This is a genomic window from Rhodococcus sp. IEGM 1381 (assembly GCF_030056795.1).
Classification (GTDB): domain Bacteria; phylum Actinomycetota; class Actinomycetes; order Mycobacteriales; family Mycobacteriaceae; genus Rhodococcoides.
The window spans coordinates 12,201-25,412 of sequence record NZ_JASHKQ010000005.1 but is presented as its reverse complement, the minus strand read 5'-3'; the positions used below and the strand labels follow the sequence as shown (position 1 = coordinate 25,412).

General features: G+C 64.7%; 7 protein-coding genes. 3 read left to right on the top strand and 4 right to left on the bottom strand.

Going from position 1 to position 13,212, the window contains the following annotated elements; translation table 11 throughout:
* Positions 1-57: 57 nt before the first annotated feature.
* From recC to recD, 3 genes are read left to right on the top strand one after another with little or no spacing between them, the layout of a single operon-like run.
* Positions 58-3,339, top strand: coding sequence for an exodeoxyribonuclease V subunit gamma (recC, locus tag QM797_RS14505; RefSeq protein WP_283276338.1), 3,282 nt, complete (start codon positions 58-60; stop codon positions 3,337-3,339).
* Complete coding sequence (locus tag QM797_RS14500; protein WP_283276337.1) at positions 3,336-6,671, top strand: UvrD-helicase domain-containing protein; 3,336 nt, start codon at positions 3,336-3,338, stop codon at positions 6,669-6,671. The genes recC and QM797_RS14500 overlap by 4 nt, the downstream gene beginning before the upstream one ends.
* Positions 6,668-8,530: an exodeoxyribonuclease V subunit alpha gene (recD, locus tag QM797_RS14495; RefSeq protein ID WP_283276336.1), complete on the top strand. Its 1,863-nt coding sequence runs from the start codon at positions 6,668-6,670 to the stop codon at positions 8,528-8,530. The genes QM797_RS14500 and recD overlap by 4 nt, the downstream gene beginning before the upstream one ends.
* A 6-nt stretch (positions 8,531-8,536) precedes the next feature.
* Here recD and QM797_RS14490 read toward each other — a convergent pair whose 3' ends face one another.
* The 4 genes from QM797_RS14490 to QM797_RS14475 form a co-directional block, all read right to left on the bottom strand.
* A complete protein-coding gene (locus QM797_RS14490; RefSeq protein ID WP_283276335.1) occupies positions 8,537-9,358 on the bottom strand; it encodes a TY-Chap domain-containing protein in 822 nt (273 codons plus the stop codon).
* Between the two features lie 80 nt (positions 9,359-9,438).
* Positions 9,439-10,644: a sulfite reductase subunit alpha gene (locus QM797_RS14485; RefSeq protein ID WP_283276334.1), complete on the bottom strand. Its 1,206-nt coding sequence runs from the start codon at positions 10,642-10,644 to the stop codon at positions 9,439-9,441.
* Between the two features lie 37 nt (positions 10,645-10,681).
* Positions 10,682-12,142: a DUF2079 domain-containing protein gene (locus QM797_RS14480; RefSeq protein ID WP_283276333.1), complete on the bottom strand. Its 1,461-nt coding sequence runs from the start codon at positions 12,140-12,142 to the stop codon at positions 10,682-10,684.
* Between the two features lie 50 nt (positions 12,143-12,192).
* On the bottom strand, positions 12,193-13,173 hold the full coding sequence (locus QM797_RS14475; protein ID WP_283276332.1) for a GTP pyrophosphokinase: 981 nt from the start codon (positions 13,171-13,173) through the stop codon (positions 12,193-12,195).
* Between the last annotated feature and the right edge of the window lie 39 nt (positions 13,174-13,212).

Genomic DNA, 13,212 nt, shown 5'->3' with positions numbered 1-13,212 from the left:
GGTCGTCACGAGTCCGAAATCGGGCTCTCCGCTACGAACAGGCAGGGGGTCGCAACGGTGTTGACGCTCCACCGCGCCGAGCGCGCAGGAACCCTTGCCGACGCGCTCGCCGATGTCCTGTCCGTGCCGTTGGACGACTGCTTCACCCCCGAGATCGTGTCGGTTCCGGCCAAGGGTGTCGAGCGGTGGCTCACTCAACGACTCTCGAGCACCTTGGGCAGTCCGGACGGTGACGGCATCGCCGCGAACATCGATTTTCCGAGCCCGGCAAAGCTGGTCTCACGTGCGGTCGGTGCGGTCGACGACATCGACCCCGACGACGATCCGTGGGCAATGGGCCGAGTGCTCTGGACTGCTCTGAGCGTCATCGACGAGTGCCGCACCCAACCGTGGGCGGCGGTGCTGTTCGAGCATCTGGGTGCGGGGTCCGAGGACCACCGTCTAGGACGTCGCTGGTCGACGGCGTCCCATGTGGCTGAGCTGTTCCGTGCGTACGGTTCTCAACGACCTCAGATGCTTCGTGATTGGTTCGCTGGACGATTCACCGACGGCCTCGGCGGCGATCTCGACGACGACCTGCAGTGGCAACCACGAGTGTGGAAACTGGTGCGGGAGCGGATCGGCAGTCCCAGCCCCGCCGAGCGGCTGCCGGAGACGTGCGCTCGGCTACGGGATGAGCCGGACTCGGTGGACCTACCGAGTCGGCTGTCTGTCTTCGGTCCCACCCGATTGACGACCGACCAACTCGACATACTGGGCGCGCTCTCGGAGCACCGCGACGTACACATCTGGGTTCCGCATCCCAGCCCGTCCATGTGGACCGCCCTGGAGAACATTCCCGCCGTGACGCGGCGACGAGACGACGCGACGGCCCTTGTCGTCGAGCATCCGCTGTTGGCCAGTCTGTCTCGGGACGTCCGGGAACTGCAGGCCACCACCGGATCGGTCGCGGCGAACTCCGTCCATCACGAGGGTCCCGAGATCGCGAACACCCTGCTCGGCCGGATCCAATCGGACATAGCCGCTGACGTGTCGCCCACCGCCGCAACGGAATCCGATGGCAAAGTGCCGGCTACTGATGGCACCGTGCAGATCCACGCATGTCACGGACCCGCCCGGCAGGTCGAGGTTCTGCGTGAGTCGCTGCTGCATCTTTTCGCCGGTGATCCGACGCTCGAACCGCGGGACGTGCTGGTGATGTGCCCGGACGTCGAGACCTACGCGCCGTTGATTCGCGCCAACTTCGGGCAGGCTGCGCTGGTGCATCCAGGACACCGCCTGCGTGTGCGACTCGCTGATCGGGGCTTGCGCCGCACCAACCCCGTGCTCGACGTCATCGCGACTGTTCTCGACTTCTCCGAAGGCCGGGTGACGGCGAGCGAGCTGCTCGACTTCGCTGCCAGCGGTCCGGTCCGCGAGAAATTCTCGCTCAGCGACGACGATCTCGAGCGACTCCGCGAATGGGTGACGACCTCCGGTGCGCGCTGGGGTCTGACCGTGAGGCAACGAGAAGCATTCGGTTTGAACGGCTTTCGGCAGAACACCTTCAAATCGGCCCTCGACCGGATCCTCCTGGGCGTGGCCGCCGACGAGACCCACAACGAGTACCTCGACCTTGCACTGCCTCTCGACGACGTCGACAGCAACGACATCGACCTCGCCGGCCGTTTCGCCGAGCTGGTCGATCGGCTCGCCTCGGTACTACGAGCTCTTGCCGGTCCGGCGTCGGTGACCGAGTGGACGCGGCAACTTGGCCGCGCACTCGATCTGCTCGCCGACGTGTCCACAGCCGACGAATGGCAACTGGCACAAGCACATCGCGAGATCGCCGACGCCACCGAACACGGAGGGTCGGTGGAGCTGCGACTGGCGGACGTGCGCGCCATGTTGGCCAGGAGACTGGCCGGACGACCCACGAGAGCGAACTTCCGTACCGGCGAGCTGACCGTGTGCACCATGGTTCCGATGCGTTCGGTACCGCACCGAGTGGTGGTGCTCCTCGGGCTCGACGACGAGGTCTTCCCGCGAGTGGGAAGTATCGACGGAGATGACATCCTCGCCCGCGACCCGGCACTCGGTGAACGAGACATTCGCAGTGAGGATCGGCAACTGCTGCTCGACGCGGTGATGTCGGCCGAGGAGAAGCTCCTGCTGTTCTACACCGGTGCAGACCCGGTCGACGGTTCGGTCAAGCCGCCCGCGATTCCACTGCGCGAACTCATGGATGCGCTCGAGGTGACCGCGGGTCGAAGCGTCGAACGTCGGCATCCGCTGCAGCCGTTCGATCCTCACAATTTCGAGGCCGAACATCCGTTCAGTTTCGACACCGTCGCGTTGGCCGGAGCGGTCTCCAAGCAACGTGCGCCCCAACCCGTGGCTCCTTTCCTACCCGCTGCGCTCCCGCCGGCAGATCGAGGCGATGTGGAACTCGCCGATGTGATCGCCTTCGTCGAGAACCCGGTGCAGGCGTTTCTCCGCCAGCGGCTCGGCTTTCGCGTTCCCGAGCTCGAGGGCGACCTGGCAGACAATCTCGACATCGAGCTGGACCCGTTGTCTCGGTGGAACATCGGCGATCGGATGCTTGCCGCGGTGATCGCGGGCGGAGACATCGGAGAATTCGCCGACGCCGAATGGCGCCGCGGGACTCTTCCGCCATTTCATCAGGGCCGACGCGAGATGTCCGACATCCGACAGATCGTCGGAATCATCGCCGACGCGGCCGCGCCATTCCACGAAGGCCCGGCCGACACCACAGATGTCGCGGTCGATCTCGGCGACGGACGACGCCTGACCGGAACCGTCACCGGAATCCATGGCCGTGTTCTGGCGCGTTCGTCCTACTCTCGACTCGCCGCCAAGCACCGACTGGCCGCGTGGGTGCGGTTGCTGGCGGTGGCCGCATCCGAGCCGGGGGAGTGGAGCGCCGTCACCATCGGACGGGCGAGCGGCATGCGGCCTCCTCGTCGATCGCGACTGACGGCACCGCAGGATCCGATTGCCACCCTGCGCGAACTGGTGAAGCTGCGCGATCGCGGATTGGCGTCGCCGCTGCCGATATCGACCGGCACTGCATCGGCGTACGCGGAGAAGCGGTTCGGTGGCGGATCCATCGAGGACGGTTACGACTCCGCCACCTGGGCATGGCGAGGAGACTTCGGCGACGGAAACGATCGCTCGCTGCGGTACGTGCACGGTCCGACCCTGTCGTTCCAGACACTGCTGGCCGCGCCCCCGCTCTCCGATGAAACCGACCCGTCCAACGAGACGAGCCGCTTCGGTGTCCTCGCTCGCACACTGTGGGACCCGTTGCTCACGGCCGAGAACATGGGGAACGCATGACCACCCCTCGCGGATTCGATCTGCTCGGTCCAATGCCTACCGGAACCACCGTGCTCGAAGCCAGCGCCGGTACCGGCAAGACGTACGCAATTGTCGGACTGGCCGCGCGCTACATCGCCGAGGGCATCGCCGAAATTTCCGACCTGCTTCTGGTGACGTTCAGCCGGGCGGCAACCCAAGAACTCCGCGATCGCACTCGCAGTAGATTCGCGTCGATCGCGCGGCATCTTGCAGACCCGGAAGCTGCTCGTGCAGAACGAGATCCATTGGTGGTGTTCCTGGCATCGGTCGACGATGCCGAGGTGGACCGCCGTCGCAGAAGACTACGAAAGGCGCTGTCGGACTTCGATGCCGGGACCATCGTCACCACCCACAGCTTCTGTCAGCGCATGCTCGACGGGCTCGGAATCGCGGGGGAGCGCGAACCGGAATCGGCATTCGTCGAATCCGTGTCCGATCTACTCGAGCAGGTCGTGGACGACCTGTATCTGCAGATGTTCAGTGGCGACGACGAAGCGCCGGCATTCAGCAGGCGGGATGCGCACCAGTTGGCCTTGGCGGCCGTGGGCGACCAGCAGTCGATTCTGTACCCCGACACCGCAAACCTCGATGGGGACGACGGTAACCGCGAGCCGGCGCTGCGTGTGCGGTTCGCCCAGGAAGCGCGGCGGGAAATGGAACGTCGCAAACGGCTGCTCGGGGTGCGTGACTACAGCGATCTACTCGGACTCCTGCATTCGGTGTTGTCCGATCCCGTGCACGGTGAGGCCGCCTGTGCGCGAGTGCGAGACCGGTTCCGAGTAGTGCTGATCGACGAGTTCCAGGACACGGACCCGCTGCAGTGGGACATTCTGCGACGGGCGTTTCACGGATCGACGACACTCATTCTCGTCGGCGATCCGAAGCAGGCAATCTACGCATTCCGTGGGGCAGAGGTGCTCAGTTACCTCGATGCGGTGGAATCGGCGGACCACCTGTACGAGCTCACTGCCAACTGGCGCAGTGATTCCGGGCTACTCGATGCGCTGCACCATCTGTACGGCGGCGCAGCCCTCGGACACGACGACATCATGGCTCACCGTGTCGAACCCCGAAATCCACCGTCGCGGATGGTCGGACACACCCCGCTCAGGCTGCGCTATCTTCCGCGAACCGGTGCAGGCCCCCTGCGACAGGGATTTCCGGCAGTCGATCGACTCCGTTCCAAGGTCGCGGCCGACGTCGCGGCAGACATCGTCGAGCTGCTGTCCAACCGTGCCACGATCGACCGACCGGACGGACCCCGGGCGATCGAACCGCGAGACGTCGCCGTGCTGACCCGAACTACCAAGCAGGTGGCGCTGATTCGAGACGCGCTGGACGCAGTCGGCGTCCCGTCGGTCGTGTCGAGCAGCACCAGCGTGTTCGGCACCGAGAGTGCCCGACACTGGTTGTGGCTGCTGCAGGCGATCGAGCAACCGCATCGCACCGACCGCGTTCGACTCGCCGCCCTGACCCCTTTGCTCGGGTGGACTGCCGCTCAGCTCGACTCCGGAGCCGAAGATGCCCTGTCCCAGGTCAGCAGCCGATTGCGTGAATATTCGATACTGTTCGACGAGGCCGGGTTCGCTGCAGTATTCGAGCGAGTGTCGGCCCAGTCCGGACTCGACGCGCGGCTGCTCGCGGTCGACGCGGGCGAACGGACCATGACCGATCTACGGCATATCGCTCAATTGCTCAATCGCGCAGCAGTATCCGAGTCGTTCGGAATCACCGCACTCACTCGCTGGCTGACCGACCGTATCAAGGAACCGGCAGCCGGTGGATCCAGCGACCGCAGCCGTCGACTCGACAGCGACTCCGCCGCGGTGCAAATCATGACGACACACGGCAGCAAAGGGCTCGAATTCCCCGTCGTCTACCTGCCGTACGCCTGGGACACGTTGTTCTTCAGCAAGCCGTCGACGCTCCTGCTGCACGAGAACGGCGACCGGATTCGAGACGTCGGTGGACCGTCAGGAGTGGGCTATGCGGCCAGAAAGATGATCAACGACCAGGAGGAAGCAGGCGAGGAACTGCGGCTGCTGTACGTCGGCCTCACCCGTGCCGAGTGCCAGATCGTGCTGTGGTGGGCACCGGGCTACAAAACCTCGACATCGTCGCTGCATCGCATGCTGTTCGGTCGCATCCCCGGGATTCCCCAACCGGAGCCGTCGTACAAGGTGCTCGACGATGCAACCACTGCGAACCGACTGCAGTCCTGGGTCGGGTCCGCTGCCGAGATCATCTCGATCGAACCGGTGGGGCCCGGTGCGCCGTCCACGCAGCATTGGGTCAGACCCGAGGAACCACTGCTCGACGTGGCTGCCGCGCGGTTCGATCGAACTCTGGACCTGCTGTGGCGTCGAACGTCGTACTCCGCGTTGACAGCTCACGCTCACGACGCGGCACACGTTCAGCCGGAGGTGGGGGTGACAAGCGAGGCCGAGCATCCCGAGAAGACCGACGAGCCGGCCGAACCTCAGTCGAACAGTGATTACACAGAGGATTCCAGGTTGGAAGGAATCGAGTCACCGATGAACGGCATGCCCGCCGGTGCCGCATTCGGAACGCTCGTGCACGAGGCGCTCGAACACGTGGACACCTCCGCTCCCGACTTGCTCGCCGAGCTCGAGCTTCGGTGCAGTGCAGCGGTCGCGTCGCGCATGGCCGAGGTCGATCCGGTGGAGTTGGCCGCAGCCCTTCTGCCGGTGATGCACACGCCGTTGGGCTTCGGGACACTTGCCGACATCGCGCCTTCCGATCATTTGGCAGAGCTGGACTTCGAGCTTCCGTTGGCCGGCGGTGACGATCCGGTGGCGGCGACGGTCACCCTGAAATCCGTTGCGCGGCTGATGCGTCGGCACCTCGATGTTGCCGACCCGCTCGCGTCGTACCCCGATCTGCTCGACGGTATCGAAGAAACACCCTTGCGCGGCTTTCTCACCGGAAGCATCGACTCGGTTCTACGAGTGCCCGGACCGCGCTACGTCGTGGTGGACTACAAGACCAACCGGCTCGCCCGAGGTGATCTGACAACAGGCAACTTCACCCGGGAGAAGATGGCTCAGGAGATGATGCGCTCGCATTATCCGCTGCAGGCAATTCTGTATGCCGTTGCGCTGCATCGTTATCTGCGGTGGCGTCAACCGGGATACGACCCACAGGTACACCTGGGAGGAGTTCGGTACCTGTTCGTGCGGGGCATGGTGGGGCCGGATACTCCTGACGGTTGCGGGGTATTCGACTGGAATCCGACGGCGGCGCTGGTGGTCGAGCTGTCGAACCTGCTCGCCGGAAAGGTGACTCGATGACGAGCGTGACGACCGCACTGCGCGGTAGCGGCCTTTTGCGCACGTTCAACGATGCAGGTGTACTCACGGCCGCCGACGTGCACGTGGCATTACGTCTGGGTGCGCTTGCCGGGGAGTCGTCGGAGCACGTGCTTTTGGCCGCTGCGCTGACGGTGCGCGCCGTGCGATCAGGATCGGTGTGCCTGGACCTGCGACGACTGCGAGATGTGACGGTAGACGAGGATTCCGACGTCGATCCGGCCGCGCTTCCGTGGCCCGATCTCGTCGAGGTCCTCGGCGCGCTGTCGGTCAGTCCCCTCGTCGTCGGCAGTGCGAACGGACCGTTGACGCCGCTGAAGCTGGTTCACACCGACGAGGGTGAACTCCTGTATCTCGATCGATATCACCTGCAGGAGAGCATAGTCCGTGATGGTCTCGAGCAGCGGTCGAAGTCTCACCCGCAGTCCGATGTCGCCGAGATCAGCCATGCTCTGACCGAGCTGTTCGTCGACGAATCGGGTGCGCCCACTGTTGCTCCGGATCGTCAGCGGATAGCGGCGGCCCTGGCGGCGACCCAATGGACCACGGTCATCGCAGGCGGGCCGGGTACCGGTAAGACCCACACGGTGGCTCGGATTCTGGCGCTACTCGTCCGGGAACACGGAAGCGATCTGCGCATCGGGTTGGCGGCACCCACCGGCAAGGCCGCAGCCCGATTGCAGGAGTCGGTGTCCGAACAAGCGGAGCTCCTCGGACTGCCGATAGACCTGAAGGCGATGACACTGCACCGGCTTCTGGGCTGGAAGCCCGGCAGCAAGACGAGGTTTCGGCACGACGGGGAGAACCGCCTGCCCTACGACGTCATCGTCGTGGACGAAACCTCGATGGTGTCACTGACGATGATGTGCCGACTGCTCGAAGCCGTCCGTCCCGAATCACGCTTGATCCTGGTCGGTGACCCGGACCAGCTGACGTCTGTCGACGCAGGCGCGGTGCTGGCAGACCTCGTGGCCCGGCCGGTCACGGGCATCGAGAACCCGGTGCTGGCGCAGCTCGTCGACGAGGATTTCGCCGCCACCGAGGATCCGGCCGAGGCCGCCCTGAGCCCGTTCGAGCGAGACCGACTGCGCGGCGGCGTCGTGCGGCTCAGTCGAGGCAGACGATTCGGCGGGGCAATCGCCCAGTTGGCAGTGGCCGTGCGAGACGGCCGGGGCGACGACGTGATGGCCCTGCTCGAGTCCGGCGCGAAAGAAATCTCATTCCACGGTCCCGACGACGTGGATGCGCTGCGTTCCGACGTGATCGACACCGCAGCCGAGGTCACCGCCGCCGCAGCAGCCGGAGATGCCTCCGCGGCACTTCTGGGTCTGGAGAAGCATCGCCTGCTGTGCGCGCACCGCGAGGGCCGATGGGGTGTCGCTCGATGGGATCGGCAAGCGATGGAGTGGGTGGGAGAGCACAGCGGAACGTTTCTCGATCCGTCACTGTGGTACCCCGGTCAGCCACTGTTGGTGACGGCAAACGACCACGAAGCGCGGATATACAACGGTGACACCGGCGTTGTGGTGTTGGGAGACAACGGAACCGCGATGGCAGCGTTCGCTCGCGGCCGCGGTCATGTGCTGATCCACCCGAACGTGCTCTCGTCGGTTCACACGGTGTATGCGATGACGATCCACCGCAGCCAGGGCAGTCAGTACGACACCGTCTCGGTTCTTCTCCCCGCCGAGGCATCGACACTGCTGACCCGAGAATTGCTCTATACCGCAATCACTCGCGCGCGATCGCACGTGCGGGTGATCGGTACCGAGGATGCCATTCGCGCGGGTGTCGAGCGTCAGGTACTACGGGCGAGCGGTCTACGACGAACGATCTTGTAGCTTCGGTCAGCGGCAGGCGTGCCGGGCCTCATTCATCGCGGCGTCGATGCTTCGTGCGACCGAAAGCCAGGTGCGGGCCAGATTGGACCACACAGCCACCGAGTCGTCTCGACCCGCGGCAACCGACCGACGGGCCTGCCCTGCCGCCGAGCGATGGAGGGCCACGGCACGAGCCGTCAGATCGTCGAGGTCACTGTCGATGCAGACGGATCGAACGGTGTGCGGGTCGACTCGGCGACCTGTCAACTGACACAGCGCTTGCAGCGAGCCCAGCTCGGCAGGAACCTCGGTGGGCGTCTCGGAAGCGTCGGCCGACGTGGCGGTCTCGGCCGCGGAGGCGACGAGCCCCCGCTGCAGGTCCCTCGGCCCGGATGACACGCCATCGGCTGCGACGCCCCAGACACTGAGGAACGAGGGGTGCGGAACGTTCCAGATCTCGCGGAACGCAAGCGTGATCATCTCGGCAACGAGCGCGGCATCGGCTCGTGAGTCGGTTCGCGTGAGATCGATGACCGATCCGTCGGCGATCGGCTTACCTCGGTTCAGCCAACCGAATTCGACCAACTGCACGTCCATGGTCGACGTGTCCGGCGCGTCGGGGTAGAGCAGCGACGGAATTGCCGCGACGGTGACCAGAACCCCGGTGTGCGTCGCCGCCACATCGATGTACGGCCGCACACCACGTTCGCCGGGGCTGGCCTGAGCGGCCGTGACCGTGATGTAGTCCCGTCTCGGGAGGGACCGAAGGCACGCGTGCAGATTCTCGGTGAACCTGGCCCACGCGATCGCGGTAGTAAAGTCGAAATGGCCGTTCTGCAGTGCGGTCACGGTGCAAACCCTCTTCTCGGACGAGAACTGATGCCTGTGGGTTCAGACGGTAGCGAGGGGGTCCGACAAGAACCTTGGTGTCAGTAGACGTCCCGCAGGTAGCGCTTGGTTTGCTTGAGTTCGTTGACGTAGTCCTCGGCGGCGTCGGGGGAGCGGCCACCGTGCTCGGCGACGATCTCGTGCAGTGCTTCGTCGACGCCCTTCGACATACGGGCCGCGTCACCGCAGACGTAGAGATGCGCGCCTGCTTCGAGCCAGCCGTACAGCTGCTTGCCGGCTTCGATCATGCGGTGCTGCACGTAAATCTTCTCGTGCTGATCGCGGGAGAACGCCACATCGAGTCGACTCAGCAGACCGTCGCGCTCGAACTCGACGAGCTCGTCCTCGTAGAGGAAATCGCTCGACCGATGCTGATCTCCGAAGAACAGCCAGTTGTCTCCCGCGGCGCCACGCGCGCGCCGCTCGTGCAGAAATGCTCGAAACGGTGCCACTCCGGTTCCGGGCCCGATCATGATGATCGGGGTGTCGTCCTCGGGCAGGCGGAACGACTTGTTGGCCGACAGGAACACACCTGCCTCGTTGCCGTCGCCGACTCGATCGGCGAGGTACGTCGAACAGACGCCACCGCGGTCTCGCTCGGCCGACCGGTATCGGACGGTGGACACCGTGAGGTGCACTGTGCCTTCGTGGGCGATCGGTGACGACGAGATCGAGTAGACGCGATGTTGCAGTGGACGCAGCAAGCCGAGAAATTCGCCGGGATCGAAGGCGGGCGAGCGGTCGAGATCGAGAACGTCCACGACGTCACGTCCCCACGTCCACGCGTCGAACGATGCTCGGTCGCCGTTCTGCAGAACGTGATCGAGTTCGGCGTCGCCGGCATGTTCGGCCACGGCCTCGATCAGGTCCATGGACGGGATACCGATTTCGTACTCTGTCGTCAGCGCCTGCGCGAGCGTGATCTCACCGGACTTGGTGTGCACGGCGGTGTCGGCGGGCACTCCGAGGCGGTCGACTACGGCCGAGACCAGTGCCGCGTCGTTGACGGGTTTGACGGCGAAACCATCCCCGGCTTGGTAGGCGATACCGCTGTCGCCCAGCGCGATCGCGACGTGCCGAACCTCCTTGGCCGACGTGGGACCGGACAGGCGTCGGTTGCCAAGAACCTGTGCGCGATAGGGATTCTTCCGATTCCACGGTGATCGCTTGGGTGCGGCCTTGGTGGTGCCGAGATCGCCGGTTGCAGCGTCGATGTCCTGTACCTGCCTTGCAATTGCCGTCGTCACGGTCTGTGACGGGTGGAGGGTCGAACCTTCTCAAACCCTAGTGGGGACCGCTCGAGCTGCGGTGCAGGACCTCGATACCGTCGACCGAGTAGGCGACGTCGTACCCGTCGGACAGTGCGCGGTCGATCGCCTGACGGTCGCCGGCCTCGTCCGTCGGCCAGCCGGCCGGCCGTGCCCGGTTGACGACGATCCAGTCCGGGACGGTCGAATCGGTGGCGCGTTGCGGAAAGACCGAGACGTCGTGATCGGCGACGAGTTGGGCCACGAGATTGTTCGACGCTGCAACCCGATCGTCGGCGGGGATCCACTCCGAGATGTCCCGGGCGGTCGCAGCCTGCGGATCGATCGTCCATTCCTGTGCGTGCACCATGCGCGCCATCGGTAGGAACGGCAACGCCACGACTGCGAAGGCGGCCACGAACGCGACGATGTAATGACGACCGCGTTCGGTGAGCTGGCCATGTCGGTGACTGCGTGCGAACGCGTCGAGCAGAGCGACGAACACGATCACCATCAGGATCGCGTTGTAGTGATAGATCGGCTTCCAGAAGTTGGTGTTGTCGCTGAGAAAGCGCCATGCGACCGTCGGGACGGCGATCAGCAGGAGCGGGGAGCGCAGGGCGAAGAATCCGGTGACCGCGAGCAGCAGAAAGGCTGTGGCCGCCCGGGAATCACCGGCAACCAGGCCGTGCGCGGTGTCTGCGATGCCTTCACCCAGCGGGGGCAGCTTCGAGCCCTGGTCGTACGAGTTGTCTGAGCTCAGCGCCGGGATTATCACCTTGACGGCAAGAATTACCCAGGTCAGGCCCCAGACCGCTGCCAGTACCCCGAAGATTCGGGTTCGACCGCTCGTCCACAGTGCCACCAGTGCGCCGATCACGACGACCGTCAGACCCATGTCCTCTTTGACGAAGACCAATGGCAGAGCCCAGGCCAGGGCAGGCAGCCAACGCTGACGAACGAGGGCGACCATCGACATCGCCAGCAGAGGCATCGCAAACGCGACTTCGTGGAAGTCGAAATTCAGCGCGGCCTGAACGCCCCAGGACAACCCGAAGGCTGCGGCGATCACAGCACCGACGACCGTGCCGAACTTCTGCACCGCCAATCGGCTGATCGGGATCACGGCCAGCGCGAACAACACGGCCTGCGCGATCAGCAACGTCTCGGCGTGTGGAAACACCCGATAGAGGGGTCCCAGCAGCGCGGTGATGGGCGAGAAGTGATCGCCGAGCGTGTTGTAGCCGGTGCCCAGTAGGTCGGAGGTCGGGACACGAAACTGCGAATACGACGCGACCTGTTGGACGAATATCCCCAGATCGAATCCGGACGTGCGGAGTTGCCGATGGCCGAGCACGGACATCGTCGCGTAGAGCGATGCCAACACGACGAACGCGAGCGCCGGCACGAAAGCCTCGGCAGAACGAAACTTCGTACGCCAGTCGAGGGTCGCGTTGTCGATGTCGGTGACAACCGTGGATTTCTCGATAGTGGTCACGAGGACCGATGTCTACAGCACGGACGTGAGATGTTCCTGAGAACCGCAGGTCAGCGCTTGCGCTTCTTCGCGGGCTTGTGTCGAGGCGGCTGAGAGGTGAGGTGGTAGTAGAGAGCGTCCTCGGAATCCTCGACCACCACATCGATGTAGTCGCCTACCTCCAGATAGTCGTCGACGGCAATTCTGTCGGTCGAGCCGATGACGGCTTTCACCGAACGGGCGGGTACCAGCCCTCGGCGTCCGTCCGGGCCGACTGCGAGGGCGTACCGGGGGCCGGTGCGCGTGATCCGAGCACGAATGAAATCCGGATCCTTCGGGATGGGGTCGGCCGCGAGGACGTTGCCGTCCTTCGAGGCGGCGGTCAACGAATCGAGCTGTGCCGCGAGATCGTCGGCCATTGCATCCACCTGGTCGAGCAGGTGGGCCATGTGTGCGGCGTAGTCGGTGTGCTTCTTGGTTGGCTTCAGTGCCTCGCCGGGCTTGTACATGTCTTCGTGAGTCAGCTCGCCCCACGCGTCCTGCAGGCGTGTCTTGACCTGTACTTCTACTTTCACATCGAGGTCGCCCTGATGCGTGGCAACTCGAACGACCAAAACTGCGTGATAGGCGCGGTAGCCGCTGGGCTTGGGAAAGGCGACGTAATCGGTGGGTGGTTGCGCAAACCGCACCGAGCATTTCGGGTCGTTGCACGCACGCTCGAGCGCTGCGACGAACGTCAGTTGATCGCGCGGGGTCTTGCACAGCACCTTGACGCCGACCAGATCGGGAAGGGCTTCGGCGACGGCATCCGCGTCGGTCGGTTCGGTGATCCGGCCCTCGGAGACATAGCGGCGCAATTTGTCGGCGGATCGTCCAGGGTCCTTGATGCGCGCCGTCTGCGCATTCAGTCGATCTCGATCGACGTCTTCGAGTATCTCGTCGGCGATGGTCTCGAGGAAGTTCTGTGCGGTGACGAGAGCGGCTTCCCACGCCCGGCGGCGCTGCAGGTACAGCTCCTCGACCAAGTCGTCGATGCTCGTTGCCGATGTCACGATGCCGAGGTTAACCCAGATATGTGGGCAAACCTTTAC

Bases quoted from the DNA above. Each gene is read 5' to 3' on its own strand.
- recD (WP_283276336.1), top strand. From the start codon at position 6,668: ATGACGAGCGTGACGACCGCACTGCGCGGTAGCGGCCTTTTGCGCACG.
- QM797_RS14500 (WP_283276337.1), top strand. From the start codon at position 3,336: ATGACCACCCCTCGCGGATTCGATCTGCTCGGTCCAATGCCTACCGGA.